Raw genomic sequence first — 25,238 nt, 5'->3', positions numbered from 1 at the left:
ACGTGTCTGCGCACGCGAAGGCCGGGCATACGGGCAACACCCCTACGGAAGGAGCTCGTTCATGCTCGGCATAGTGGCGGCGGTGCTGTTCTTCATCGCCTTCCTGATCAACGCGGCGGACATCGCGACCAACGACGTGTTCTCCTCGGTGAACGTGATGCTGCTGGGGCTGACCGCCCTGGCCCTGCACGTCGCCGGCATCGGGGCGGGCCGGCCCGGCAGACGCTGACCCGTCCCCGGAACGGGGCCCGGCGGCGGGCGCACGCCGCCGGGCCCCGCTGCGTCACCACGCACACCCGGTCGTCGCCCTCCGCGCAGCCGCTCACGCCTCCTGACAGCCGGCCGTGGCGGCCGACGCGCTCGGCACGCACACGGCGGCGGGCGGCAGGAGGCCGATCCGAGCGATCGCCCCCTCACGCGCACGCCAGTTGAAGATCATCCGGCTGGTGACAGAAGCGGACTCCGCTCCCCAGGGCGGCCCCGTCGGCCATGTCCGCCGACTGCGGCGATGTCGTACCGGCGACCGCGCGACTGTGCATCGGCTGTGTATCCGCCCTGCATCACCGCAGGCCGGACGGGCGGCGCAGATTCCTCCGCCGGAGGGATCATCCGCGCGGCGAGGCATCATGGAGAGCCTGCCCCGCCGCCTACCCGACCGGAAGCACATGTCTGACACCTCCGCCGTCACCGTTCTGCTCGTCGAGGACGACGAGGTGATCCGCCGCTCCGTCGCCCTGGCCCTGGAACGCTACGGCTACCGGGTCACCACGGCCGCCGACGGGCTCGACGGACTGGAGCGGTTCCGGGACGACCGCCCCGACCTGCTGCTTCTCGACGTGATGCTGCCCGGCCTGGACGGTATCGGCCTGTGCCGCCGGATCCGGGAGACCAGCACGGCCCCCGTCCTGATGATGTCGGCCCGCGGCGACTCCCTCGACGTGGTGTCCGGCCTCGAGGCCGGCGCCGACGACTACGTGGTCAAACCGGTGGACACCGCCGTCCTCGTGGCCCGGATCCGCTCCCTCCTGCGTCGCGCCACCTTCGCGCCGGCGCAGCAGCAGGAGCAGGGCGCGGGGGCGGCGGACCGGCTCGTCTTCGGCGACCTGGCCGTCGACCCGGCCGCACTGGAGGTGTACCGGGACGGCGAGGAGATCGCCCTCGCCCCGACCGAACTGCGGCTGCTCCTCGAGTTCGCCGAGCACCCCGGCATCGTGCTGGACCGCCAGACCCTGCTGCGCAACGTGTGGGACTACGGCTGGGACGGCGACTCCCGCGTGGTCGACCTGTGCGTACAGCGCCTGCGCAAGAAGATCGGCGCCGACCGCATCGAGACCGTCCGCGGTTTCGGCTACAAACTGCGCCGATGACCCGGAGCACCGGCATGCCGATCGTACGAGCGCTGCTCAACCTGCGTTCCCTGCACTGGAAGATCATCCTCCTGGTGTCCACCGCCTGCGCCGCGATGGCCCTCACGGTGGGCGTGCTGGTGCACGAGTCGACGCTGCGCCGGTCCATGCACGAGGGCGCGGTCAGGGCCGTCGAGCAGCTCGACCTGGCACAGCGGGACGCCCGTCGCACCGGCGGTCCCGCGCCCCTCGCGGTCCCGGCCGAGCTCCCCGACGCCCTGCTGCGCCAGGTCGAGCGGCACGGGCGGGGCACGTACTACGAGGACGGCCCGCCCGCCCCCGTCTACTGGGCGGCCGAGCAGAAGGACGGGCAGCTCCTCGCCGTCCGTACGGACATGACGGCGGACCTGCTCACCCGGCAGGCCCTGGACCGGCACCTGTGGAAGTACTCCCTGGTCACCCTCGCCGTGGTCATACCGGCGACGGCCCTCGCCACGGAGCTGCCCGCCCGCCGCCTGCGCCGGGTGGCCCGCACGGCACGCCGCATCACCGCGGGCGATCTCGAGGCGCGCACCGGGATGGGCCGCCGCGGCGGCGACGAGATCACCGAGATCGCGGCGACGGTCGACGTGATGGCCGACAGCCTGCGCGACCGTCTGGCCGGCGAACAGCGCTTCACCGCGGACGTCGCCCACGAACTGCGCACCCCGCTGATGGGCCTGGTCACCTCGGCGGGCCTGTTGCCCGAGGGCGAGGCGACCGACCTGGTCCGGGACCGGGTGCGGGTGCTGCGCGACCTCGTCGAGGACCTGCTGGAGATCTCCCGCCTCGACGCGGGCGCGGAACGGGTCGAACCCCGGCGGGTGCCCCTGGCCGAGCTGGTCGAGGAGTCGGTGGCCCGCACCGGCCTCCCGGCCGTTGTCACCGCGACCGGCGACCCGGTGGCCGAGACGGACCCGCGCCGGCTGGACCGCATCGTCACCAATCTGGTGGTCAACGCCCACCGGCACGGCGCGACGCCCGTGGAGGTCGGCGTGTCCGGCCCGACGGTCACTGTGCGCGACCACGGACCCGGCTTCCCGCCGGACCTGCTGGCCCACGGCCCGCAGCGGTTCCGCACGGGTACGGAGCAGCGAGGCCGGGGCCACGGACTGGGCCTGACGATCGCCCAGGGCCAGGCGAAGGTGATCGGCGCACGGCTCGCCTTCCGCAACCACCCGGACGACGGGGGAGCGGTGGCGGAACTGCGGCTGCCTCCTGGATGCAACGACCGCTGAGCAGGGCGCCCTGCATGCACCGGGCCCTGCGAGCACTGTGCCTGCGCACCGAGCCGTGTGGGCACCACACCCTTCGTGCACCGGGCCCTTCGTGCACCGTGCCTGCGCACCGAGCCGTGTGGGCACCACGCCCTGCCTGCACCACGCCCTTCGTGCACCGGGCCCTGATACACAACCGATGCCCCGCCGAGCGCCGCCCGCGCCCCGGGGCCCGCCGTGCGGACGCACCGCCCCCGCAGCCTTGCTGCCGTACTCGACGTGCGTCAGCCCGGAGGTGGCCCCCATGTTCTCCCTGCCCTCAGTCCCACGCCGTATCTGGACGGCCGTGGGCGCCCTGCTGCTTCTGGCCGCCCTCACCGCCCTGGTGGCCCTGCCCCGGTCCGACCGGGACACGTCCGCCCGACAGGACGGCGCCCCGACGGAGATCACCGACGACGGCGACATCCCGTGGCCGGAGGAGGGACAGGCCGCCGTGACCCTGGAGGGATCCGGCCAGGTGCTCACGCACGGCGCGCAACGGCCCGTACCGATCGCCAGCCTGACGAAGGTGATGACCGCGTACGTCGTCCTCACCGGACACCCCCTGCGCCCCGGCGAGGAGGGCCCGCGGATCGAGGTGGACCCGCAGGCCGCCCACGAGGCCGGCGTGGGCGGGGAGTCGACCGTCGTCGTCACCCCCGGCGACCACCGCACCGAGCGCGAACTCCTGCACCTGCTGCTGCTCCCTTCGGCGAACAACATCGCCCGCCTGCTGGCCCGCTGGGACGCCGGCAGCGAGGAGGCGTTCGTGCGGAAGATGCAGCGCGCCGCGCACGACCTGGGCATGCGCGACACGACGTACACGGACGCCAGCGGCATCGAGCCCACGACCACCAGCACGGCCGCCGACCAGCTGAAACTCGCCCGCGAGGCGATGCGGCTCCCCGTCCTGAGGGACATCGTGGCGACCCGTGAGGCCACCGTGCCGGGCGTCGGCCGGGTGGCCAACAGCAACACCCTCCTCGGCACGTCGGGCGTCGTCGGCCTCAAGACCGGCTCCAGCACCCCGGCGGGCGGCAACCTGCTGTGGGCGGCGAGGACCGACGGCACGCGCCTGCTCCTCGGGGCGGTGCTGCACCAGCGGGCGGACACGACACCGGCCGAGGGCCTGACGGCCGCGCTGGAGGCGAGCCGCACCCTGATCGACGGCCTCCGCGCCCGCCCGCGGTCAACGGGCTCCGAGGGCTGACCGGCGATGACGACGACGCCCGACCCCGCAGCCGTCCCGGTTCTGCGGCCCCGCGGCATCCTGACCACCCTCTGCGCCGTCCTGCTCGCCGCGGTCCTCGCACTCCCCGGCTGGATCCCGACGGCCCCCGGCCACCTGGGCAGCCTCACGGACACGATGCTCCCCTGGACGGCGCTCGCCCTCCCGGTCCTGCTCGCGGCCGCCCTGCTGCGCCGCTCCCGCACCGCCCTGGCAGCCGTCGCCCTGCCCCTCGCCCTGTGGCTGACGGCCTTCGGCGGCGCCCTCACCGACAAGTCGGCCCCCGGCGGCGACCTCACCGTCGTCAGCCACAACGTCAACCAGGACAGCACCGACCCGCGGGACACCGCGCGCAGGCTGCTCGCCGCGCACCCGGACATCCTGGCCCTGGAGGAACTGAGCCCCGAGACGGCACCGGCGTACGAGCGGGCCCTGGCGCCCGCCTACCGCCACCACTTCCACCAGGGGACGGTCGGCGTCTGGAGCGTCTATCCGCTGCGCGACGCGCGCAGCCTGCCGATCATGCCGTGGTCGCGAGCCCTGCGCGCCACGGCCGAGACACCGCACGGCCCTCTGACCGTCTACGTCGCCCACCTCCCGTCGGTACGGGTGCATCCCACGGCCGGCTTCACGACAGCGGCCCGCGACGAGGCACTGCGCCGCCTCATGACCCACATACGGGCGGAGAACGCCCCCCGCTCGCTGCTGGTGGGCGACCTCAACGGCTCCGCCGACGACCGCGCGCTGCGCCCGCTCACCTCCCGTTTCGCCTCGGCGCAGGAGACGGCGGGCGCAGGGTTCGGGTTCACCTGGCCGTCGGGCTTCCCGGTGGTCCGCATCGACCAGATCCTCGTCGAGGGCGTACGCGCCACGTCGGCCTGGACCCTGCCGGCCACCAGCAGCGACCATCTTCCGGTGGCGGCGACGATCACCTTCTGACGTGCGAGGAAGGACGACGTGGGGAACGGTGGCGGGCAGAGCGATGAACTTCGCACGGCGACGGGGTCCTCCCTTCAGGCCGACCGCCGGGCCGGCCCCGCCGCACCCTTCGAGGAGATCCGCATGACCGCGACCTACACCTTCGACGTCTTCTCCAGCCTCGACGGCTACGGCGCCGCGAGCGGCGACTGGACCGGCTACTGGGGCAAACAGGGCCCACAGCTCCTCGACCACCGGCTCGCCCAGCACGCGGGGGAGCAGCGCATGGTCTTCGGCGCGAACACCTACCGGGCCTTCGCCCGGATGCTGGCCGAGAGCGCCGACGAGTCGGACGTCCGCGACCCCTGGGTCACCCGCATGCGCAACCTTCCGACGATCGTCGTCTCGAACACGCTCCGGGAACCCCTGGACTGGCCGGACGCCACGCTCGTCAAGGGCGACGCGGTCGACGTGGTGGCCCGCATCAAGGAGGAGTCGGACGTACCCCTGCGCTCGCACGGCAGCCTGTCGATGAACCGTGCCCTGATGGCGGCCGGCCTGGTCGACCGCCTCCAGGTGACGGTCTTCCCGGTCGTCACCGGCCGCACCGGTCAGGACCGCATCTTCGAGGGCGCGGCCGACTTCGACCTGGAACTCCTGGAACACCGCACCCTGGACGACCGCATCCAGGAACTGGTCTACCGGCCCACGCCGCACTGACGGCAGGCTGCCTCCGGCCGCTCCGCACACCCGTGTCATCCTCACGGGCGTACGCAGTCGCCCCGAGGAGCCCTCATGCCCGCCGCCCGCCCCCGCATCCTGTACGTCACCGATCTGGCCTACCCGGCCCGCGGGCGGCGGTACTGCGACGAGGACGTCTTCCTCACCGCCCGGCTGCGCGAGGAGTTCGACCTCGCTCTGTGCCATCCGCGGGACGCCGCCGCGCTGATGGGTGCGTTCGACGCGGTCGTCGTGCGCAACAGCGGGCCCGTGCTGGGTCACCTCGACGCGTACGAGGACTTCCGCGCGCGGGCCCTCGCCACCGGTGTGCCCGTCTACAACCCGCTCACCGGGCGTGGGGACATGGCCGGAAAGCAGTACCTGCTGGACCTGACCGACGCCGGAATGCCGGTCATCCCCACCGTCGGCCGGCCCGAGGACCTGCACCGGCTGCCCCGCGCGGACCGGTACGTCGTCAAGCCGCGGCTCGGCGCCGACTCGCACGGGCTGCGGATCGTCCCCGTCGCCGAGGCGTCGGCGCCGGCCGACGGCGACGTCCTGGTGCAGCCGTACGTCGACTTCGCCTACGAGGTCTCGTTCTACTTCGTCGACCAGGACTTCCAGTACGCCCTCCACGCCCCCGACCCGGCCGCGCGCTGGCGGCTGGAGCCCTACCTGCCCACCCCCGGTGACCTGGACTTCGCCCGGCGTTTCGTCGAGTGGAACACTCTCGCCCACGGCATCCAGCGGGTCGACGCCTGCCGGGCGCCGGGCGGGGAGCTGCTGCTGGTCGAGCTGGAGGACCTCAACCCCTACCTGCCGCTCGACGCCCTCGACGACACGACCCGGGACGCGTTCGTCGCCGCGACGACGGCCTCCTTGCACCGATTCCTGCGGGAGAGCGGCGTGACCCGCGCCCGCGGCTGAACCGGCCGGGCCCCGGTCACGTATCTCACGCCGTAGGCGGCTCAACTCCCGCGTCAGGCACGGAAGGAGAGCGATGTGACCAGTCCACCGGGGTCCGGGCCCACCGAGGGGCCGCCCCTCGAACCCGTCCGCGTGCTGCGCGCACGCCGCACCGACGCGCTCGCGGAGCTGTTCCGGGACGTCGAGCGGGGCGGCGGGGAGCGGGAGGAGGTGCCGCCGGAACGGCCCCCGGCCGGGGCGGACGACGTCACGCAGGAGCTTCCACCCGTGCCGGGCGGCCCACCGCCGCAGTTCGCCCGGCCGTCACGGCTGCGCCGGGCCGCGCCGGTCCTCGTGGTGGCCGTCGCCGCGCTGGCCGGATTCGGCGGGGCGCTGCTGTTCACGGAACGCCCTGCCGACGGCCGCGCCACCGCCCCGGCCCCGCCGCCGACGACCGCCGCCCCCGAGCCGCCACGCGTGGAGCCGCCGGTCACGGCCGCCCCCGCCGAGGACGGCTTCCTGCGCGAGGGCGACTCGGGCCCAGAGGTGGCCGTCCTCCAGGAACGCCTGCTCCGTGTCCCCGACGTCTACCGCGACGGCAGGACCGACGGCCGCTACGACGCGACCCTCCGCGAGGCGGTCGCCCGCTTCCAGCTCTGGTACGGCATCCGCGGCGACGAGACGGGCGTGTACGGCGACGACACCCGCCGGGCCCTGGAGTCGCACACGGGCGGGCCGGGGCGTGAGGGCGCGACGTAGGCGGAGTCCCGTCCGCCGCCCGTCACGGCTCCCGCGGCACCCGGATGTCCAGCACGCACACGTCGTCGCGCCGCTCGTCCTCCAGCATCACGTCCAGGAGGGTGCCGAGGGAGCCGGGGGCGTCCTCGGGGTGGGCCATGGCCGCGTCGGCGAGGCGGGCGAGGCCCACGTCGATGTTCTCCGGGGCGCGTTCGACGAGGCCGTCGGTGTAGAGGAGGATCCGGTCGCCCGGTTCGAGGTGGTGTTCGGTCTCCTCGAAGTACGGGGCCGAGGTCGCGCCCAGCAGCATGCCCGGGGGCCGCGGCAGGTACGTCGCCTCGCCGTCGCGCAGCAACAGCGGCGGCGGGTGACCGGCCTGTGCCCACACCAGCCGGCGGTCCGCCGCGTGGTAGCGGGCGAGAACCATCGTCGCGGTGCCGTGCGCGTCCCGGGTGTGCAGCAGCAGCGAGTTCAGCCGGGACAGCGCGCCCGTCAGCGACGAGCCGGTGCTGACCATGCCCTTCGCGGTGAAGCGCAGCTGCGCCATCGTGGCGACCGCGTCCACGCCGTGACCGGCCACGTCCCCGATGACGAACAGGGAGTCCCCGTCGGGCAGCTCCACCGCGCTGAACCAGTCCCCGCCGACATGGATGCCGGCCTGCGCGGGCAGGTACGCGACCTCGACGCGCAGCCCGGACAGGCCGATCACCTTGTCGGGCAGCGGCAGCAGCGCGTGCTGGAGCCGGGCCACCAGGACCCGCTCCGACTGGAGCACGTCGTGCTGGGTGAGGATCGCCCGCTCGCTCTCCACCAGCGCCAGTTCCGCCCGGCGCCGCGCGGTCAGGTCCTGCACGACCCCGTGCACCTCGAACGGCGTGCCGTGGGAGTCGGTCACCACCTCGGCGACCAGTCGCAGATGCCGTACGCCGCGTCCGCCGCGGATCCGGAACGGCGCGTCGACCGGCAGGCCCTCGTGCAGCAGCGCCTCGACGGCGGCCCGCAGCGCGGCCCGGTCCTCGGGCAGCGCGAGACCGGGCAGGCCGTCGAGCCGCACCGGGCCGTCCGCCGGGTCCCGGTCGAGGGTCGCGAAGACCTGCGCCGACCAGGACGCCTCGTCCCGCGGCAGGTTCCAGTTGGCCCAGCCGATGTTGCCCAGCCGCTGCAGCTCGGCCAGCCGCTGCTCCTGCCGGTCCGAGGAGGCGTGGCGCAGCCAGGCGACGACCAGCGCGTCCTCCAGGCGGGTCACCCGCACCGAGTAGGTGGCCAGCTCCAGGACTCCGTCCACGGTCTCCTGGTGCGCGAACGGCTCGCTCTCGTACGGCCCGCCGCCCGTCAGGGCGTCCAGGCAGCCCTGCCACACCGGCAGGTCCGTGAGGTCCGCCCGCACCTCCCGCAGCCGCCGCCCCGTCGGGTTGCCGGAGGAGCCGCCGAGGAGTTCGGCCGCCTGGGCGGTGGCCGCGTCGACGCGGAAGTCCTCCACGTCGCCGGAGGACGAGACGACGGGCGTCAGCAGCATCGCCGGGACGGGGAGCGCCGCGAACAGCGACTGGACGGCGTCCGCCTCGGCCTCGCGGACCGGCACCGCGACGGAGGTGAAACTGCGCAGGCGTCCCGCGCACAGCCGGACGACGCCCCGCAGATGCGCGCGCTCGCGCGGGGTGAAGACGCCCCCGCGTCCGCGCAGCACGCCGATGCACACGTCGGAGCCGTCCCCGCCGCGCAGCGGCAGCCAGACTCGGGACTGCCACCGCTCGGGCGGCTCACCGATCAGCAGGTAGCGCGTGCTGTCCCGGGAGAAGTCCTCCAGCCAGCAGGGCTCACCGGAGCGCAGGGCCTCCATGACGGCCATCCCGCTGAACGGGGGCACATGGCGCCAGCGGGCTGCCAGCCCGTCGTCGATGCCCGCGTGGCCGGCGAGCTCCAGGCCGCCGCCGGACCGGCGGACGTAGATCATCACCGACTCCGCGTCCATGTCCGGGGCGAGATGATCCAGCAGGCACTGGGCGAGGGTCTGGTGCGTGTCCACGTGGACCAGGGCGCGGCCGAGGCGGCTCAGGGCGCCGGCGACGTCGTCGGGCGCGGAGAAGGGCTCCGGCGCGTTCACCGTCGATCCGTCGTCGCCCTTCGGGCGGGGTGCGGTCGCATCGTCGCACGGACGGACGGGTGTCAGCTCACCCAGTGTGATCCAGCACTCCTCCAGCGGGGTGCGGCGGGCGGCCTTGGCCCGGGCGTGCAGCATCTCCTCGGCGGCGTCCGCGGTGGAGCCGTCCAGGGCCATGACGACGCCTTTGGCGCGCTCCATGACGACCGACGCGGCGGCCTGTTCGCGCAGCCGGTCCATCTCGGCCCGCTGCCGGGCGACGACCCTGGCCAGTTCCACCACGTCAGGGACCGTGCCGGACCCGACCGGGGCAACGCGATCGCTCTTCACGCACCGAGCATTGCACATCTGCACGTATTCGTTGACCGGCTTGTTCTTCCCGGTTCCCGGTCCGGACCGGGGCGCGGGGGCGCGGGCGCGCCCACGCGGGAGCGGCCCGCGCCGTACGGGGTCGACAGGGGGCCGGGCGGGTCCGTGCACAGGGTGTACGGGTCGTGCGTGCTCCCCGCGCGGACCCTCCCGGTGCCCGCGCGCGGGCACGGTTAGGGCGGGGAACGGGGCGGCCGGGCCGGGCCGGTCAGCGGGCGCTCTCGCCCAGGGCCTGGGTGACCGCCCGCACGCTCCGCGCGATGTGCTGGAGCTGCATCAGTTCGGCCGCGTACAGCTTGATCGTGTGCTCGATGGCGCCCTCGTGCAGACCGAGGCGGGGCAGGTCCGCGCGGGCGGTCTGCAGCGCGGTGCGCGCCACCCGGATCTCGTGCTCGACCTGGATCTGGGCGTGCCGGGCCAGCAGCACGGGGTGCCGGACGAATGCCGGGTAGCTCGCGTAGCGCGCCGGGACCAGCTCGCGCAGCCACTTGGCGGCCGACCGTTCCCAGTCGTAGCTCCCGGGGGTCTTCACCTGGCGGGGCCAGTCGGGTCCGAGGCGCGTGGACGTCAGAGGCATGATCTTCGCTTCCGGGTGTACGGCGTCGCCGGCACGGGCGACGGGGTGGGGCGGCCCCGGTCTAGGGGATGACCGGGACCGCCACGGTTGGCCGGGCAGGGGAAGCCCGGCCGAACACCCTGGCCGCCGGAGCGGGTGGAGACCGACGGCCGGGGGGTTCGTGCGGGTGCCCGGAGGGGGCCGGTGCGGGGGGCCGTGGCGACACCAGGGTGTGGCGCATGGCAAGCCCTCGGTCTTCCGGGCGGGCGGGTGCGGTGGGTGGAGCGCGGTCCGGAGCGGTCAGGGCCGCGATCCGTGAGCAGTATTTATATATGCCGTCTGCTTGGCAAGACGCATGAAAACATTCATGCCTTATTCAAAGTGCGCGAAGCCCCGCGAGAGGCCCCTGACCGGCGGTAACCGGAAGTGCGGTGGCCGAAGGTGCGGGGACCGAGGCCCCGGGACTCAGTCCCGGAGGAAGAAGTGGTGCTCGTCGGCGACCTGCTCGTAGTCCTCGAGCCGGGCCTGCGTGCGTTCCGGATCGGCGTCCGTCATGGCCTGCAGCAGCGCCGCGCACATCACGCCGGGCGCCGCGTACGAGTCGAAGACCAGGCGGGAGCCGGTGCCGGTGGCGAAGGTCACGTCCGCCTCGTCGACCAGCGGCCCCAGCGCCAGGTCCGTGATCAGCGCGACCTTCAGCCCCGCGCTGCGCGCCACCCGCACCGCCGTCAGCGTCTCCTGGGCGTGCCGGGGCATGGAGAACGCAAGCACCCACGTCCCGCCCGCCTCCCGCGACTGCAGCAGCGCGTCGTACGCCACGCTGCCGCCGAGCGTCACCAGCCGCACGTCCGGGTGGATACGGCGGGCGGCGTACGCGAAGTACTCGGCGAGCGACACGGAGATGCGCAGGCCCAGCACGGTGAGCGGGGCGGAGGCGGACAGGGCGCGGCCCACCTCGATGACGCGGTCGGTGTCGGCGAGGTCGCGACGCAGGTTCTCCAGGTTCTCGATCTCGGCGTCGACCGCCGCCTGCAGTTCGTTGCCCCGGGGCTCCTCGGCCGGACCGGCGCCGACGCCCGACCGGGTGCCGAGGGTGATCGACTGGAGCTTCTCCCGCAGCGCCGGGTAGCCGCTGAAACCGACCGCGGACGCGAACCGGGTCACCGAGGGCTGGCTCACCCCGACCCGGTCCGCGAGATCGGTGATCGACAGGAACGCCGCCTCGGCGATGTGCTCGATCAGGTACTGCGCGATGCGCCGCTGGCCGGGGGAGAGCCGCGGCCGGTCGAAGAGGGCGCGGAGCTGGGCCGTGGGGGACAGCTCCGACTCCGGACCCGCCTTGGCCGAGGTGATCGCAGATGCCTGTGCGCGTGCCTGCTGCGGCGATGGCACCGGTGCGCCTCCCTTGTGTCCCACGAGGGTTCAACATAGCCCAACCCCTCGCTCCACCAGCGCGGTCACCGTCGGGGACCGGCCACGGAACGCGACAGCCGCGACCGGCACGCCACGCCTGGAAACCGCTCCCGGGAGCGCCCGGCGAAGACCGCTCCCGACCCATGAGGGATATCCCCGCCCGCTCAGGGAACCCGGCGTCCGAGCGCCGCACGGCGACACCGTGCCACCACGGACCGCCGCCACGGCCGCGCAGCGACATCGCAACCCCCCTGCAAGACGAGGAGCACCGCGGACATGACCGTCCCCGAGGAGAACCGGCCGAAGACGCACGACACCGACGAGACTCTCGAGTCGCGGCGCGAGGGCGACGCGCAGGCGCAGGGCGGCACCGGCCGGACCATGCGCGAGGCGCTGGAGGAGGCCGAGATCAAGCCCGACGACTACGAGGAGCGGTAGGACCTGACCTTCGGACCATGCCGCGGGGCCGTCCCGGCCGCGCGGCCCGGTCCGAACGCCATGCCCGCCGCCCCACCCGCCCACGTCCCGACGCGACCGCATTCGGCAGGTGACAGCATGAGCGCACTCAGCGCGCTGGAAACGGCAATGGAGAACCGATGGGAGGCCCTCCGGGCGCGGATGTCCGGGCGTGATCCGCTCGAACTCGTCGAAGCCCTGCGGCGCGAGTGCGACAGCAACGCGGTGGTGTGCCGGGCGGGAAGGGTGATGGTTCCCAACGCCTACGACGTCGAACTGTCCGCTCCCGTGCACGAGGAGCTGACCCGGCGCGGCGACAGCGTGGGACAGGTGCTCACCGACCGGCTGGCCCGGCACGCCGCCCGCAACGGCTACGAGTGGGCGGGCCCGCTCACCGTGCACGTCCGCCGCTCAGCCGAGGTGCCCAACGGCCGCTACCGCGTGGCCAGTACGGTGATGCGGCACGTGAGCGCGATGGGCTTCCGGCGCGCGGCCCAGCCGGTCGACGGCTGACGTGGCGCGTGTCGCGGTGCGGCCGGCTCACCTCCGGTAGATCGTGATCGAGTGCCCCACCTGGTCGATCCGCCTGCTGCCGGAGACGAGTTCGGCCAGCCGCCCGGTCGCCTTGGCCGCCGCGGAGTCCGACACCACCAGCACGCCGTGCACCGCGCCGGGCGGTACCCGCCGCGGATCGCGAGCGTCGATCCCGTAGTACGCGGGCACGCCCGCCCCCTTGTACACCAGCCAGATCCGCTCGCCCCGGTACCGCTCGTCCAGCCGGTCGGCGAGCCGCCCTAGGTCCTGGCCCCAGTCGACGTTGGAGTCGTGGAGCCGGTAGCGGGTCCGCTCCGGACCGCCGAACGCCTCGTTGGAGTACGGCAGATGGAAGGGGAACGCCCGCAGCGAGCTGACGGCGACGAACGCCACCAGCGCGCCCGTCACCACCGGCGCCCACCGCCACCGCACCAGCACCACGCACCCGGCGGCGACCGCGAGGAACATCGGCAGGAACACCGCGTACCGGGTGCCGAAGTCACGCGAGCCGTACATGGCCGCGGCGAGCAGGACCGCAGGCGCCGCCAGCAGATACGGGGCCGCCGGCCGCAGCGGGCGCAGGGCGACCACCGTCACCGCGCCCGCCGTCCAGAGCGCCAGGGCGCCCAGCGGCGTCTTCACCAGCAGCGCGGCCGGCAGGTAGTACCAGAGCGACCCCGTGTACAGCTTCCCGAAGAGGAAGCCCTGCCAGGGCCGGTTCTCCAGGCCGAACTGGAGCCGCATGCCGTCCCGGAACGGTTCGGGCAGCGGCAGCAACTGGACGGCGAGGCCGCGCAGTCCGCCGACCGCGGGGATGTGCTGCGGCGGCCCCCACCGGAGCCGCGGATCGACGGCCAGATACGCCACCCACACGGCGGCGCACGCGGTCAGCGCGAACACCGCGGCCCCGGCGACCGCCCGCGCCACCCGGCGTGATCCGGCGCACCACACCGACACCGCGGCGACGGCCACCAGCACCGGCAGCGCGGGCAGCACGCTCATCTTCGTGGCCAGCGCCGCCCCGAAGACCCCGCCTGCCAGGGGTACGTACAGGCGCGGCCGCGTCCGGGCCCGCCACAGCAGCCACGCCGACGTCAGCACCAGACCGGCGGCCGGAACGTCCAGCGTGGCCAGCGATCCGTGCGCGATCACGTCGGGGGAGAGGCAGTAGAGCGCGAGCGCCGGCAACCCACCCGCGCGGCCCGCCAGTTCGCGCGTGAACGCGTACACCACCAGTCCGAACGCGAGCGTCAGCACGATCACCGGCAGGCGGGCCCAGAACATCACGCGCCACGGGTCGTTGCCCGACTCGTACAGCAGTCGACGCCCCAACTCCGTCTGGCCGCCGTCGAATCCGGACTCCAGGTGGGGGTCGGCGACCAGTAGTCCGGTGGCGATCACCAGCTTGCCGAGCGGCGGATGCTCGGGGTTGAAGCGGAGGCTGTGCTCGTCCAGGTAGACCGCGGCCGTCCCCACGTACACCGGTTCGTCGATCGTCGGTGTCTGCCGCAGGGCGGCCGTGACCATCGCCAAGGCCATCTGCCCCAGCAGCAGGACGACCAGGACGGGCACCGCCCACCTCCGTGCCCACACCGTCGCCCGACGCCTCATGCGCCCCACTCTCGCACCGACGCATCCCCGGCGTGCGTCACCGTGGCGTTCCCGTGAAGCGCGGTACTCCCACGGCCGGTTGCTCCGGCGCGCAGCGCCGTCAGGCCAGATCCTCCACCGGCACCACCAGATCCGCGCGGTCACGGGTCGCCGCCACCAGGGCCGCGTTGCGCTCGTCGGAGCGCTCCACCCAGGCGACCGCCTCCTCGTGCGACTTGCCGAACCTTTCGTGACGGGCGATCAGCCGCCGCACCCGCCGCTCCTCGTCCGCCGCGCAGAACCACACCTCGTCCAGCAGCGGGCGTACCCGCGTCCACGCCCCGGTGTCGAGCAGCAGGTAGTTGCCCTCCGTGACCACGAACCGCGCGGCCGGGGGCACGGGGACCGCCCCGGCCAGCGGCTGCTCCAGCTCGCGTTCGAAGGCGGGGGCGTACACCACCTCACCCGCCTCGGACTCGTCCCGCAGCCGTCGCAGCAGCGCCGCGTACCCGGCCGCGTCGAAGGTGTCGGGGGCGCCCTTGCGGTCCCGGCGGCCCAGCCGCTCCAGTTCCGCGTCGGCCAGGTGGAAGCCGTCCATGGGCACGTACGCCACCCACGGCTCGCCCGTGCCGTTCAGCTCGCGTACCAGGCGTTCCGCGAGCGTGGACTTGCCCGCGCCGGGACTTCCGGCGATGCCGAGGATCGCGCGCCGCCCGTCCCGGGGCAGGGAGCGGGCGCGGCGGAGGAGGTCGTCGAAGGTCAGCGCCACACGGCAGAGTCTGTCACCCGGGAAGCCGCACCCCGCCACCCGTGTGGCCCGCGCCACTCAATGTCCCGGCCCGTACGGGGAACCGTGACGGTATGACGGATCTGGGTCTGCCCGAAGACATCGAGGCGTGCCTCTTCGACCTCGACGGCGTGGTCACGAGGACGGCCGTGGTGCACGCCGCCGCGTGGAAGGAGATGTTCGACGCCTTCCTGCGCGAACGGGACGGCGAGGGCTTCGCGCCCTTCACCGCCGCCGACTACGACGCGTACGTGGACGGCAGGCCGCGCGCCGACGGGGTGCGCACCTTCCTCGCCTCCCGGGGCATCGAGCTGCCCGAGGGCGGCCCTGACGACCCGCCCGCCGCAGCCACCGTGCACGGGCTGGGCAACCGCAAGAACGAGCTGCTGCTCGCCAGGATCCGCACCGACGGTGTGGAGCCCTACGACAGCACCCTGGCGTATCTGCACGCCGTCCGCGCCCGCGGCCTGCGCACCGCGATCGTCTCCTCCAGCGCCAACTGCCGTGACGTACTGCGCTCCATCGACGCCGAGGACCTCTTCGACGTACGGATCGACGGGGAGGTCGCCGCGGAGCGGGGTCTGCCGGGGAAACCCTCGCCCGACACCTTCCTCGCCGCCGCCCGTGAGCTGCGGGTGGAGCCCGCGCGGGCCGCGGTGTTCGAGGACGCGCTGGCCGGCATGGACGCCGGACGCGCCGGGAAGTTCGGGTACGTCGTCGGCGTGGACCGCGTCGGACAGGCGGACGCCCTGTACGCGCACGGCGCCGACACGGTCGTCACGGACCTGTCCGAGCTCGGGGGTGACGCGTGACCCGGGGCGACCGCCGGTACGACATCGACCCCTGGACCGTGCGGGAACGTGGTCTGGACCCGGAGCGGCTGCCGCAGAGCGAGTCGGTGTTCGCGCTGTCCAACGGCCACGTCGGCTGGCGCGGCAACCTCGACGAGGGCGAGCCGCACGGCCTGCCGGGCTCCTACCTCAACGGCGTCCACGAACTCCACCCGCTGCCCTACGCCGAGGCGGGCTACGGCTACCCCGAGTCCGGGCAGACCGTCATCGACGTCACCAACGGCAAGGTGATCCGGCTCCTCGTCGACGACGAGCCGTTCGACCTGCGTTACGGGCGGCTCGTCCACCACGAACGCACCCTCGACCTGCGCCGGGGCGTGCTGACCCGGGTCTGCGAGTGGACCTCGCCCGCCGGCTCCACCGTCCGGGTGCGCTCCACCCGGCTGGTTTCCCTCACCCAGCGGGCCGTCGCCGCCGTCGCCTACGAGGTGGAGCCCGTCGACAGCCGCACCCGGGTCGTGGTGCAGTCCGAACTCGTCGCCAACGAGTCCCTGCCCGGACCCGACGGCGACCCGCGTGCCGCCCGCGCCCTGCGCTCCCCGCTGGAGCACGAGGAGGACTTCGCCCGGGGCGGCCGGCTGCGGCTGGTGCACCGGACCCGGCGCAGCGGCCTGCGGGTCGCCGTCGCCGCCGACCACGTCGTCGACGGACCCGGACGGACCGTCACCGACAGCGAGAGCGACGTCGACACGGCCCGGCTGACGGTCACCTCCGTGCTGGAGCCGGGCGAGCGGCTGCGGGTGGAGAAGTTCGTCGCCCACGGCTGGTCCGGCGTCCGCTCCCGGCCCGCGATGAGCGACCAGGTGGAGGCGGCGCTGGCGGCCGCCGCGCACAGCGGCTGGCAGGGCCTCCTCGACGAACAGCGCGACTACCTGGACACCTTCTGGAGCCGCGCCGACGTGGAGGTCGACGGCGACGAGGAGATCCAGCAGGCCGTGCGCTTCGCCCTGTTCCACGTCCTCCAGGCCGGCGCCCGCGCCGAGCGGCGCGCGATACCCGCCAAGGGCCTCACCGGCTCCGGCTACGACGGGCACGCCTTCTGGGACACCGAGGTGTTCGTGCTGCCCCTGCTGATCTGCACGGTGCCGCAGGCCGCCGCCGAGGCGCTGCGCTGGCGGCAGAGCACCCTGCCCGTCGCCCGTGAGCGCGCCGCCCAGCTCGGCCTGCGCGGCGCCGCGTTCCCCTGGCGCACCATCGAGGGCCCGGAGGGCTCCGCGTACTGGCCCGCAGGCACCGCCGCCTTCCACGTCAACGCGGGCATCGCCGACGCCGTCGTGCGGTACGTCCAGGCCACCGGCGACGAGCGCTTCGAACGCGACACGGGTGTGGAGCTGCTGGTGGAGACCGCCCGGCTGTGGCGCTCCCTGGGCCACCACGACGACCGGGGCGTCTTCCACATCGACGGGGTCACCGGACCGGACGAGTACAGCGCCGTCGCCGACGACAACACGTACACCAACCTCATGGCCCGCGCGAACCTGCTCGCCGCCGCCGACGTGTGCAAGCGTCACCCCGACCGGGCGGCCGAGCTGGACGTCGACGAGGAGGAGAGCGCGAGCTGGCGGGACGCCGCAGAAGCGGTGCACCTGCCGTACAACGAGGAGCTCGGCGTGCACGAGCAGCACGCGGGCTTCACCCGTCACCAGCGCTGGGACTTCGCCTCCACCCGCGCCGAGCACTACCCGCTGATGCTGAACTTCCCGTACTTCGACCTCTACCGCAAACAGGTGATCAAACAAGCCGATCTCGTGCTCGCGATGCACACCCGCGCCGACTGGTTCGAGGAGCGCCACGACGAGGAGCAGATCGCCCGCAACTTCGCCTACTACGAGCCGCTGACCGTCCGCGACTCCTCCTTGTCCGCCTGCGTCCAGGCCGTGATGGCCGCCCGTACCGGTCACCTGGAGCTGGCGTACGCGTACACCGCCGAGGCCGCGCTGATGGACCTCGCGGACCTGGAGCACAACACCCGCGACGGACTCCATATCGCCTCCCTGGCGGGGGCATGGACCGCGCTGGTCGCCGGCTTCGGCGGCATGCGCTGGGACGACGACGGCCTCCGCTTCGCACCTCGCCTGCCTCCCGGACTGCGCCGGCTCGCCTTCACCCTCGGCCACCGCGACCGGTGCCTGCACGTGGAGATCACCGCGGAGCGCACCACGTACCGGCTGCGCTCGGGACCGCCGCTGACCATTCGTCACCACGGCAAGGAGCTGACCGTCGGCGTGGACGCGCCCGTGGAGGGCCGGGTGCCGGTGCCGGCTCCGCGAAGGTCGCCCGAACAGCCCCCGCACCGCCGCCCCCACGCGCGCTGACGAGGCGTTCAGACGATTCCCGGCCGTGTACCGCCTGCGCGGCCGACCGGTCCGGGTTAGCTTTGGCCGTGATCCCCTCATATCCGGCTTCCTCGAGATGTGGGGCCCATGAGGCCCATGACGGGGATGGCACTCCGAACCGGCGGCAGCGAAGGACGGACGATGACCCACGGCGCCGGCGCTCCGCCGACCGTCACCCGGCGGAGCGAGGACCGCTCACGGCCCGCCGGCCCGAGGACGACCCACGGCGCACGGCCGCTCGCGGTGCTCGCCGCCGTCTTCACCCTGGCCCAACTCGCTCTGATCAGACCGACGTTGGGTCTGGGCTGGGACGAGATCGTCTACACCAGCCAGGTCACCACCCACCACCCGGCCGCCTTCTTCAGCGCACCGCGCTCCCGTGGCGTCTCCCTGCTGGTCGCGCCCGTCGCGTCCTGGTCCGACTCCACCGTGCTGCTGCGGATCTACCTCGCGCTGCTCTCCGGACTGGGCCTGTACCTCGCCCTGCGCGTCTGGCGCGGCCTGTTCCCCACCCGCGTGCTGGTCGTCGCGGGCGCCTTCTTCGCCTCCTTGTGGGTGACCCTCTTCTACGGTCCCCAGGCCATGCCCAACTACTGGGTGGCCGTCGGCGCGCTGATCGCCGTGGGGGCGTTCCTGCGCCACCGCGAGGACCCCTCCTCCACGGGCATGCTGTGGGCCGTCGTCGCGGGGGCCGCGCTCATGGCGTGGATGCGGCCCACCGACGCCGTGTGGGTCACGATCCCGCTGCTCGTCCTCGCGGCGGTGTGGCGACGCCCCCGCCTCCTGGCAGCCGTCGTGGGCGGACTGCTGGCCGGCGGGGTGCCCTGGGTGATCGAGGCGTACGCGTCGTTCGGCGGCCTCTCCGAGCGGCTGGCCGAGGCGTCCCGCATCCAGGGCGGACTCGGCCTCCACATGGCCGTCGACGACCAGCTCCGCAGCCTCGGCGGACGCGCCCTGTGCCGCCCCTGCACCGGCGAGATGCCCCACCCCGTGATCACCCTGTGGTGGTTCGTGCTGCCGGTGCTCGCCGTGCTCGGCCTGGTCGTCGCCGTACGGGCCGGCCGCGCCCTGCGCGCCGCCGTGCCGCTGGCGTGTGCCGCCACCGCCGCGCTGCCGTACCTCTTCACCATCGCCTACGCGGCGCCGCGCTTCCTCCAGCCCGCCTACGCCCTGCTCGCGATTCCCGTCGCCGTCGCCCTGTGGTACCTGGTCACGGCGCCGCGCGGGCGGTGGCGGACGGTGCTGCGGACCGTGGTCGCGGTGGGACTGGCGGGCCACCTGGCGGTGCAGCTGACCGTGGCGGTGCACACCGCGAACCGCTCCGCCGCGAGTCGCGTGGACTGGGCCCGCACCGCCGGGGGACTGCACCGGCTCGGTGTCACCCCGCCCTGCCTGATCACCGGCCACGAGTCCATCCCGATCGGCTACTACACGGGCTGCTCCTCCGGCGCGACCACCGGGAACAACGAGAACATGACGGCCGAGGACATCCGGCGCACCGCCGCACGCGTCCCGGTCGCCGAGATCACCCGCGTCGGCAGCAGGCCCAACGCGTACGCGCGGACCTGGCCCGTCCACCGCGTCGAGGACTACGACGTCCGCGTCGCGCCCGCCCCGGGGACGCCACGGGAGTGAGATCCGGCGGTTCGCCCTCAGGTCCGGCCGATCACGGGGTTAGAGACCGCCTCACGGGAAACGCGGACCGGACACCGAGACGGCGCGAGCCGACGCAGCACGACAGGGAGGACGCCATGGGCTCCGAACCGATGGGGGACGACGTCTACCAGCCCACCGGGACCAACGAGCAGCAAGAGGATGGCGCCCCGCTCGACATGCAGGACGCCCTCGACGAGCGGGACTACGACGACATGCTCGACGAGGGCTACTCACCGCCGGAGAAGGCGGTGGGCGTCACCAAGCACGGCGTGACCGCCGCCGAGCAGCACGACGGGGAGACGCTGGACGAACGGCTGGCCCAGGAGGTCCCGGACCCCTCCGCCGAGGCCGGCGACGGAGTGGGGGACCTGCCGGGCGGCGAAGGCGAGCCGGTCGACCCGGAGGCGGGCACCGCCCGCGCGGGACGCCTGGTCGCACCGGACGAGGGCGTTCACACCGACACCACCAAGGAGTCCGTCGCCGACGACGTGGGCATCGACGGGGGCGCGGCGGGCGCGGAGGAGGCCGCCATGCACGTCGTGGAGGACGAGACGGAACTGCCCGAGGACCGGTAGGCGCCCGGGACGACAGGGCCCCCTGGTGATGCGGTTCGGTCTCGCGACCTCCGGATCCCGAGGGGGCCCTCTTCCGTGCGCCGACGCGGGGTGAGTCCTCGTCCTCGGCGGCGCCATCCCGACGGCCTGCCGTCGTACCTGTCTCAGCCGTCCTGTACGGCGGAGCCGACGCCGGCCGTGGTCAGTACATCGAGAGGCGCCTGCGCCGGCAGGCAGCACTCTTCCCGGCCGGCATTCGGCGTCGAGCGGTCGCATGCCGGCGGGCAGCCGCGTGACGACGTCTTCGGGCCCGGTGCCCAGGGCGTGCACCGGGCCCGAAGACGTCGTCCTGCCGAGGGAGCGACGGGGTGACTACGGAAGGATCTTCTCCATCGCGGAGGGACCCTCCTCGGCCAGCTTCCGCCTGGCCCACTCGATGTTCTGCGGGGTGAGGTCCTTGCCGCTGGCGAGAACCAGGTCTTCCGGCGACACCTCGTTGCCGGTGCGGGTGTGGAGCAGGCTGTCGGGGGTGGCGCGGTCCTCGCTCTGCCGGGACGCGTCGGGCTGGGACGTCGACATCTTCGGGCTCCTCGGGTCCGGATCGCTGGTACGGCCCGGCGCCGGGCGCCGGGTCCGGTACTCAGCCTTCACCGAGGAGGCCCGCCGTGCATCCGGAGCGCCCCGGCGCCCGCCGTCGGGCACCCGGGGCCCCGGGTGCGGGGCCTCCCCGTGCATGCCGGAGTACCGTGCCCCGCCCCGGGGAAACCTGCTCCCCGCGCTCACTCGAAGGGCGTGAGCGTCAGCCGCATGGCGGTGGGCGCCGTGTCCTGGATGTACGAGGCGAAGTCCGCCACGTCGTCGAAGGCGAAGCCGTACGCCCTGCCGTCCTCGGTGGCCGCGTGCATGGCCTTGGAGTAGTGGTTCGTCAGCTCGGTCAGGTAGAACTCCGCGGGGTCGGTCGTCGGCTGCTCGGGATGGCTGAGCAGCGTCGAGCGGTTGAAGCCCGCGCCCAGGATCGCGGCGACCGGGCCCGTGGTGCCGTCGTTGGGCGCGGCCAGGGCGCCGTCGCAGAACAGCACGTCCCGGGTGGACGGCTTGTCGAACGCGACCTGCGCGGGCCCGTCGAAGGTGAACCGGTCCCCGCGCACCCGCCCGGTGAAGGTGCCGGCGTTGGTGGTGACCTTCAGGTCCCGGCCGGTGTAGGTGCTCCACACCTCGTCGATGTACGGGGCGAAGTAGTCCTCGGCGAACAGTCCGGCGTCCAGGCCGTGGCCGGGCGCGATGATCCGGGTGTCGTCGACCACCAGCCGGTCGAAGCCCTCGGTCCCCTTGACGGCGGCGAACGCGGCCGCGCGGCCGCCGGGGCCGACCCTGCCCGTGGTCTGGTCGTCGGCGCCGGTGAGGCGGATGCTCAGCGGCACGCTGAACATGTCGACCATGGTGGTGTTGCAGAACAGACCGGCGGAGTTGTACGTGAACTCCGCGCAGTCGTGCAGCACGCCGTAGTTCGGGTCCGAGGAGACCCATCCGGCCGGGTACTGCAGGGCGGCCGCGCCGCTTCCGTCCGCGACGGCCTTGAACTTCAGCTTCTCGCCGAGCGCGACGTAGATGCGGCCGGACATGTGCGGCAGTGACAGCGTTGTCTCGTTGCCGGTGAGGCTGATCGCGTAGTCGGTGAAGCCGTCCTCGCCGTTGTCGGCCAGGTCGACGGGGGCGAGCGTGCCGTCGGGGGTGAGCCGGACCTGGCGGCCGTCGGAGTTGCCCACGACGTACAGGTGTACCGAGGCGTTGTCGAAGGAGCCGCTGCCGTTGACGAACGTCAGCGGGAGCGAGGCGGCCGCCTTGGTGCCGGACCCGTCCTGACCGGACTGGTCGGCGAGGGCGTGGGGGGCGATCGCCGCGGCCGCGGGCAGCGCGACGGCGGCTCCGCCGAGGGTGAAGAGCAGCTTGCGGCGGCCGAGGGTGCGCTGGTGCCGAGGAGTCATGTGGGGGGTCTCCAGAGTGCTCGTGCGGTTGCGGTGGGGCACACCGGCCCGACCGGCCGGGAGCTTCAAGAGAGCGCTCTCAGGCTGTGCGTCGGGACCGGCACGCGGCACCGATGGTAGGGACCGGGACCGCGCCCGCCAACGGGTCCGACTTGTCCCCGACGCTTCCTGACCTGCGCCTACTTGAATGCACGACAAAGCGCGCACGATCGCTTAACCGGTCCTTAAGGATCGTTTAAGCCGACGGGAGCGGGCCGTGTACGCAACGCACCGGCCGCACTCCGCAGGGTGCGGGAACGGGGCCGCCCTCGGACGCCAAGCGCGCCAGGCCTCTTCGGCAGGTCGCCGACCAGCCGCCCGGGGAGGGGTTCTCAGCGGGTGCCGCTGTGGAGCAGGGTCTCCGCGTTGGCGAGGATCCGGGTCACCGTGAAGGCGAACCGCGCGTCGCACGGGTGCGGTTCCCCGGAGCCGGCCGCGGCGATCAGCGCGTCCGCGGCCCGGCCGAGCGCCGGGACGACGTCGCCGCGGGCCTCCGGAAGCACGGTCACGCCGGACTCGCCCCGCAGCTCCACCATGGCGCCCGCCGCGGCCGGGGGAGCCGTCAGACTCAGGGTCGTACTGCTCGACGCGCCGCCGGAGTGGTCCAGCACGAGATGCACGGTGTCGCCGGGCCCGTACGCCGCCGCCGTCACCCGGCGCGGCTCGCCGAGCACCGGCAGCAGTACGGACAGGGCGTGCGGGCCGACGTCCCACAGGGCGCCCTTCTCCTGTCGCCAGGGCGAGGCGGCGAAGGGGTTGTCCTCGGAGGTGAAGACCGCGCCGAGCCACTGCGCCCGCCCGGTGAACCAGCCGCCCACGCGCGCCTGCTCCTCGATCCAGGCCTGCGGTTCCGGCTGGAAGCGGGTGGTGAAGAAGACCACGGAGGCCACGCCCGCCGCGTCGGCGGCCTCCACGACCGCGCGCCCCTGGGCCACCGTCGTCGCGATCGGCTTGTCGAGCAGCAGATGGCGGCCCGCGCGCGCGGCCCGCACCGCCAGGTCCGCCTGCACGGCCGGCGGCAGCGCCACGGCGACGGCGTCCACGTCGGCGAGCAGCGCGTCGACGTCGTCGTACGCCCGGACACCGTGCACCGCCGCCAGCTCCGCGGCGGCCTCGGGCCTGCGGCCCCAGACACCTACGAAGTCCAGGCCGGGGTGTTCACCCAGCGCGGGGGCGTGTGCCGCCCGCGCCCAGGGTCCGGTGCCGAGCAGTCCGATCCGCATGCCGCCGCCTCTCCCCGGGTCGCCTCGCGCCGCCGGGCCGGTGTCCGCGCCGCGCCCCGTCGGCGCGCGCCACGCTGCACGATGATCCTCGCCGGAATGCCGTGTCAACCACCTGCCGTGCGGGCCGCCTCAGCCTTCGCGCGTGTTGATGTTGACCATCCACGGCACGCCGAACCGGTCCGTGCACATCCCGAAGATGTCGCCCCACATCTGCCGCTCCAGCGGCACCGACACCTGGCCCCCGTCGGACAGCTTCTCCCAGTAGCGGCGCAGCGTGTCCTCCTCCTCGCCGCTGAGGCTGACGGCGAAGTTGTTGCCGGAGGCGTACTCCATGCCGGGAGGCCCGTCCGAACCCATGATCGTGAAGCCGTCGGGAGTGGTGAGCATGCCGTGCATGATCTTGTCGGCGAACTCCTCCCCGGCGCCGCCGGCCTCCCCGAAGGTGTGCATGTTCAGCTCGCCGCCGAAGACTTCCTTGTAATACTCCATCGCCTGCCGGGCGTTGCCGTCGAAGTTGAGGTACGGGTTGAGGAGCGGGGCCATCGGAACCTCCGGGACAGGGGCATGAGGGGTCGATTTCGCGCAGCGTAACGCCGGGGGACGGGGGGCGCGCGGTGAAGCGGACCGGAGGCGTACGGGAACGATTCAGCGAACGGCCCGATGAATCCGTTCTGATTTCCCTGTTGGATTTCCGGGCACCCGGCGACGAGGCTGGTATGCGCTTTCCACGATCGCCAGCACGACAGCCGGAAGGGGCTTCGCGCACATGCACATGCGACGAATCGGTGAGGTCGAGGTGTCCGCGATCGGACTGGGCGGCATGCCCATGTCGATCGAGGGACGGCCCGACGAGTCCCGTTCGCTGGCCACCCTGCACGCCGCCCTGGACGCGGGTGTCACCCTGATCGACACCGCGGACGCCTACCACCGGGACGCCGGGGAGGTGGGGCACAACGAGAGCCTGATCGCCAAGGCGCTCTCCACCCACGAGCGGGGCGGCGACGTACTGGTCGCCACCAAGGGCGGACATCTGCGCCCCGGCGACGGCAGCTGGACCCTCGACGGGCGCCCGGAGTACCTGAAGCGGGCCTGCGAGGCGTCCCTGCGCCGGCTGGGTGTGGAGGCGATCGGCCTCTACCAGTTCCACCGGCCCGACCCCGACGTCCCGTACGCCGAGTCCGTCGGCGCGATCCGTGACCTGCTCGACGAGGGGAAGATCCGCATGGCGGGCATCTCCAACGCGAACCCGGAGCAGATCCGCCAGGCCCAGGAGATCCTCGGCGGGCGTCTCGTCTCCGTGCAGAACCAGTTCTCGCCCGCCTTCCGCTCCAGCGAGCCGGAGCTGGAGCTGTGCGACGAACTCGGTGTCGCCTTCCTGCCCTGGAGCCCGTTCGGCGGCATCTCCAAGGCCGGTGAACTCGGCTCCACCTACGCGCCGTTCGCACGCGTGGCGCAGGAGCACGGGGTGAGCGCGCACCAGGTGTGCCTCGCCTGGATGCTCGCCAAGTCGCCGGTCGTCGTGCCGATCCCGGGCGCGAGCCGCCCCGAGTCGGTCCAGGACTCCGTGCGCGCCGCCGACCTCGAGCTGAGCGCCGAGGAGATCGCGGAGCTCGACGGGGCCTGAGCGGCCGTTCCCG

Annotated in this window: 24 protein-coding genes; 15 read left to right on the top strand and 9 right to left on the bottom strand. The window is 73.5% G+C overall.

Translation table 11 applies throughout. The features are described from left to right. Positions 1-61: 61 nt before the first annotated feature. The 8 genes from ACF1AG_RS16765 to ACF1AG_RS16730 all read left to right on the top strand — a co-directional run bounded on the left by ACF1AG_RS16765 (position 62) and on the right by ACF1AG_RS16730 (position 7,172). Positions 62-229 (top strand): hypothetical protein, encoded by a 168-nt coding sequence (locus tag ACF1AG_RS16765; protein WP_167338209.1) that lies wholly within the window; start codon positions 62-64, stop codon positions 227-229. Positions 230-665: 436 nt separating this feature from the next. Further along, entirely contained in the window at positions 666-1,367 is a 702-nt protein-coding gene (cseB, locus tag ACF1AG_RS16760) for a two-component system response regulator CseB (RefSeq protein WP_359607306.1), read from the top strand. A gap of 14 nt (positions 1,368-1,381) precedes the next feature. After that, a complete protein-coding gene (locus ACF1AG_RS16755; RefSeq protein WP_359607304.1) occupies positions 1,382-2,623 on the top strand; it encodes a HAMP domain-containing sensor histidine kinase in 1,242 nt (413 codons plus the stop codon). A gap of 283 nt (positions 2,624-2,906) precedes the next feature. Further along, positions 2,907-3,851, top strand: a complete 945-nt coding sequence (locus ACF1AG_RS16750) for a D-alanyl-D-alanine carboxypeptidase (RefSeq protein ID WP_359607302.1) — start codon at positions 2,907-2,909, stop codon at positions 3,849-3,851. Between the two features lie 6 nt (positions 3,852-3,857). Then, complete coding sequence (locus ACF1AG_RS16745) at positions 3,858-4,808, top strand: endonuclease/exonuclease/phosphatase family protein (RefSeq protein WP_359607300.1); 951 nt, start codon at positions 3,858-3,860, stop codon at positions 4,806-4,808. A gap of 123 nt (positions 4,809-4,931) precedes the next feature. Then, positions 4,932-5,507: a dihydrofolate reductase family protein gene (locus ACF1AG_RS16740; RefSeq protein WP_359607298.1), complete on the top strand. Its 576-nt coding sequence runs from the start codon at positions 4,932-4,934 to the stop codon at positions 5,505-5,507. 75 nt (positions 5,508-5,582) lie between these two features. Beyond that, positions 5,583-6,434, top strand: coding sequence for a hypothetical protein (locus ACF1AG_RS16735; RefSeq protein WP_391809939.1), 852 nt, complete (start codon positions 5,583-5,585; stop codon positions 6,432-6,434). 75 nt (positions 6,435-6,509) lie between these two features. Then, positions 6,510-7,172 (top strand): peptidoglycan-binding domain-containing protein, encoded by a 663-nt coding sequence (locus tag ACF1AG_RS16730; protein ID WP_359607294.1) that lies wholly within the window; start codon positions 6,510-6,512, stop codon positions 7,170-7,172. A 22-nt stretch (positions 7,173-7,194) separates the two neighbouring features. Here the strand turns inward: ACF1AG_RS16730 and ACF1AG_RS16725 are convergent, their stop codons facing one another. The 3 genes from ACF1AG_RS16725 to ACF1AG_RS16715 form a co-directional block, all read right to left on the bottom strand. Continuing rightward, a complete protein-coding gene (locus ACF1AG_RS16725) occupies positions 7,195-9,600 on the bottom strand; it encodes a SpoIIE family protein phosphatase (protein ID WP_387795154.1) in 2,406 nt (801 codons plus the stop codon). A gap of 229 nt (positions 9,601-9,829) precedes the next feature. Next, on the bottom strand, positions 9,830-10,198 hold the full coding sequence (locus ACF1AG_RS16720; protein ID WP_048454875.1) for a hypothetical protein: 369 nt from the start codon (positions 10,196-10,198) through the stop codon (positions 9,830-9,832). 444 nt (positions 10,199-10,642) lie between these two features. After that, positions 10,643-11,569: a MurR/RpiR family transcriptional regulator gene (locus tag ACF1AG_RS16715; RefSeq protein WP_359607031.1), complete on the bottom strand. Its 927-nt coding sequence runs from the start codon at positions 11,567-11,569 to the stop codon at positions 10,643-10,645. Between the two features lie 297 nt (positions 11,570-11,866). On the opposite strand from ACF1AG_RS16715, the gene ACF1AG_RS16710 reads away from it, so the two are divergent. Together ACF1AG_RS16710 and ACF1AG_RS16705 are read left to right on the top strand one after the other, a co-directional pair. Then, positions 11,867-12,028 (top strand): hypothetical protein, encoded by a 162-nt coding sequence (locus ACF1AG_RS16710; RefSeq protein WP_167338208.1) that lies wholly within the window; start codon positions 11,867-11,869, stop codon positions 12,026-12,028. A gap of 117 nt (positions 12,029-12,145) precedes the next feature. Continuing rightward, positions 12,146-12,559 carry a DUF3662 domain-containing protein gene (locus ACF1AG_RS16705; protein ID WP_359607033.1) on the top strand — a complete coding sequence of 138 codons (414 nt, stop codon included), beginning with the start codon at positions 12,146-12,148 and terminating at the stop codon, positions 12,557-12,559. A gap of 27 nt (positions 12,560-12,586) precedes the next feature. Here the strand turns inward: ACF1AG_RS16705 and ACF1AG_RS16700 are convergent, their stop codons facing one another. Beyond that, on the bottom strand, positions 12,587-14,191 hold the full coding sequence (locus ACF1AG_RS16700; RefSeq protein WP_387795153.1) for an ArnT family glycosyltransferase: 1,605 nt from the start codon (positions 14,189-14,191) through the stop codon (positions 12,587-12,589). Between the two features lie 100 nt (positions 14,192-14,291). Beyond that, on the bottom strand, positions 14,292-14,939 hold the full coding sequence (locus ACF1AG_RS16695) for a nucleoside/nucleotide kinase family protein (RefSeq protein ID WP_359607036.1): 648 nt from the start codon (positions 14,937-14,939) through the stop codon (positions 14,292-14,294). Between the two features lie 92 nt (positions 14,940-15,031). On the opposite strand from ACF1AG_RS16695, the gene ACF1AG_RS16690 reads away from it, so the two are divergent. The 4 genes from ACF1AG_RS16690 to ACF1AG_RS16675 all read left to right on the top strand — a co-directional run bounded on the left by ACF1AG_RS16690 (position 15,032) and on the right by ACF1AG_RS16675 (position 20,375). Continuing rightward, entirely contained in the window at positions 15,032-15,769 is a 738-nt protein-coding gene (locus tag ACF1AG_RS16690) for a beta-phosphoglucomutase family hydrolase (protein ID WP_359607038.1), read from the top strand. Further along, on the top strand, positions 15,766-18,123 hold the full coding sequence (locus ACF1AG_RS16685; RefSeq protein WP_391809938.1) for a glycoside hydrolase family 65 protein: 2,358 nt from the start codon (positions 15,766-15,768) through the stop codon (positions 18,121-18,123). Before ACF1AG_RS16690 ends, ACF1AG_RS16685 begins: the two co-directional genes overlap by 4 nt. A 162-nt stretch (positions 18,124-18,285) precedes the next feature. Then, positions 18,286-19,779, top strand: coding sequence for a hypothetical protein (locus ACF1AG_RS16680; protein WP_359607045.1), 1,494 nt, complete (start codon positions 18,286-18,288; stop codon positions 19,777-19,779). A gap of 116 nt (positions 19,780-19,895) precedes the next feature. After that, the gene (locus ACF1AG_RS16675; RefSeq protein ID WP_359607047.1) at positions 19,896-20,375 is read left to right on the top strand and encodes a DUF5709 domain-containing protein; all 480 of its coding nucleotides are present in this window, start codon (positions 19,896-19,898) and stop codon (positions 20,373-20,375) included. 351 nt (positions 20,376-20,726) lie between these two features. Here the strand turns inward: ACF1AG_RS16675 and ACF1AG_RS16670 are convergent, their stop codons facing one another. From ACF1AG_RS16670 to ACF1AG_RS16655, 4 genes are all read right to left on the bottom strand, one after another. Further along, on the bottom strand, positions 20,727-20,933 hold the full coding sequence (locus ACF1AG_RS16670) for a hypothetical protein (protein WP_048454866.1): 207 nt from the start codon (positions 20,931-20,933) through the stop codon (positions 20,727-20,729). Positions 20,934-21,133: 200 nt separating this feature from the next. After that, positions 21,134-22,339: a glycoside hydrolase family 64 protein gene (locus ACF1AG_RS16665; RefSeq protein ID WP_391809937.1), complete on the bottom strand. Its 1,206-nt coding sequence runs from the start codon at positions 22,337-22,339 to the stop codon at positions 21,134-21,136. A gap of 371 nt (positions 22,340-22,710) precedes the next feature. Next, the gene (locus ACF1AG_RS16660; RefSeq protein ID WP_359748842.1) at positions 22,711-23,601 is read right to left on the bottom strand and encodes a Gfo/Idh/MocA family oxidoreductase; all 891 of its coding nucleotides are present in this window, start codon (positions 23,599-23,601) and stop codon (positions 22,711-22,713) included. Positions 23,602-23,730: 129 nt separating this feature from the next. Then, positions 23,731-24,144 (bottom strand): VOC family protein, encoded by a 414-nt coding sequence (locus tag ACF1AG_RS16655; RefSeq protein ID WP_359606152.1) that lies wholly within the window; start codon positions 24,142-24,144, stop codon positions 23,731-23,733. A gap of 223 nt (positions 24,145-24,367) precedes the next feature. On the opposite strand from ACF1AG_RS16655, the gene ACF1AG_RS16650 reads away from it, so the two are divergent. Further along, positions 24,368-25,225: an aldo/keto reductase gene (locus ACF1AG_RS16650; protein ID WP_359606150.1), complete on the top strand. Its 858-nt coding sequence runs from the start codon at positions 24,368-24,370 to the stop codon at positions 25,223-25,225. The last annotated feature ends 13 nt before the right edge of the window (positions 25,226-25,238 follow it).

The organism is Streptomyces sp. NPDC014764 (assembly GCF_043082785.1).
GTDB lineage: Bacteria > Actinomycetota > Actinomycetes > Streptomycetales > Streptomycetaceae > Streptomyces > Streptomyces althioticus.
This window is presented reverse-complemented; position numbering and strand designations above follow the sequence as displayed.

Coding starts and splice junctions, on each gene's coding strand:
- ACF1AG_RS16765 (WP_167338209.1), top strand. CDS start 62: ATGCTCGGCATAGTGGCGGCGGTGCTGTTCTTCATCGCCTTCCTGATC.
- cseB (WP_359607306.1), top strand. CDS start 666: ATGTCTGACACCTCCGCCGTCACCGTTCTGCTCGTCGAGGACGACGAG.
- ACF1AG_RS16755 (WP_359607304.1), top strand. CDS start 1,382: ATGCCGATCGTACGAGCGCTGCTCAACCTGCGTTCCCTGCACTGGAAG.
- ACF1AG_RS16750 (WP_359607302.1), top strand. CDS start 2,907: ATGTTCTCCCTGCCCTCAGTCCCACGCCGTATCTGGACGGCCGTGGGC.
- ACF1AG_RS16745 (WP_359607300.1), top strand. CDS start 3,858: ATGACGACGACGCCCGACCCCGCAGCCGTCCCGGTTCTGCGGCCCCGC.
- ACF1AG_RS16740 (WP_359607298.1), top strand. CDS start 4,932: ATGACCGCGACCTACACCTTCGACGTCTTCTCCAGCCTCGACGGCTAC.
- ACF1AG_RS16735 (WP_391809939.1), top strand. CDS start 5,583: ATGCCCGCCGCCCGCCCCCGCATCCTGTACGTCACCGATCTGGCCTAC.
- ACF1AG_RS16725 (WP_387795154.1), bottom strand. CDS start 9,600: ATGTGCAATGCTCGGTGCGTGAAGAGCGATCGCGTTGCCCCGGTCGGG.
- ACF1AG_RS16720 (WP_048454875.1), bottom strand. CDS start 10,198: ATGCCTCTGACGTCCACGCGCCTCGGACCCGACTGGCCCCGCCAGGTG.
- ACF1AG_RS16710 (WP_167338208.1), top strand. CDS start 11,867: ATGACCGTCCCCGAGGAGAACCGGCCGAAGACGCACGACACCGACGAG.
- ACF1AG_RS16705 (WP_359607033.1), top strand. CDS start 12,146: ATGAGCGCACTCAGCGCGCTGGAAACGGCAATGGAGAACCGATGGGAG.
- ACF1AG_RS16700 (WP_387795153.1), bottom strand. CDS start 14,191: ATGAGGCGTCGGGCGACGGTGTGGGCACGGAGGTGGGCGGTGCCCGTC.
- ACF1AG_RS16690 (WP_359607038.1), top strand. CDS start 15,032: ATGACGGATCTGGGTCTGCCCGAAGACATCGAGGCGTGCCTCTTCGAC.
- ACF1AG_RS16680 (WP_359607045.1), top strand. CDS start 18,286: ATGACCCACGGCGCCGGCGCTCCGCCGACCGTCACCCGGCGGAGCGAG.
- ACF1AG_RS16675 (WP_359607047.1), top strand. CDS start 19,896: ATGGGCTCCGAACCGATGGGGGACGACGTCTACCAGCCCACCGGGACC.
- ACF1AG_RS16670 (WP_048454866.1), bottom strand. CDS start 20,933: ATGTCGACGTCCCAGCCCGACGCGTCCCGGCAGAGCGAGGACCGCGCC.
- ACF1AG_RS16665 (WP_391809937.1), bottom strand. CDS start 22,339: ATGACTCCTCGGCACCAGCGCACCCTCGGCCGCCGCAAGCTGCTCTTC.
- ACF1AG_RS16660 (WP_359748842.1), bottom strand. CDS start 23,601: ATGCGGATCGGACTGCTCGGCACCGGACCCTGGGCGCGGGCGGCACAC.
- ACF1AG_RS16655 (WP_359606152.1), bottom strand. CDS start 24,144: ATGGCCCCGCTCCTCAACCCGTACCTCAACTTCGACGGCAACGCCCGG.
- ACF1AG_RS16650 (WP_359606150.1), top strand. CDS start 24,368: ATGCACATGCGACGAATCGGTGAGGTCGAGGTGTCCGCGATCGGACTG.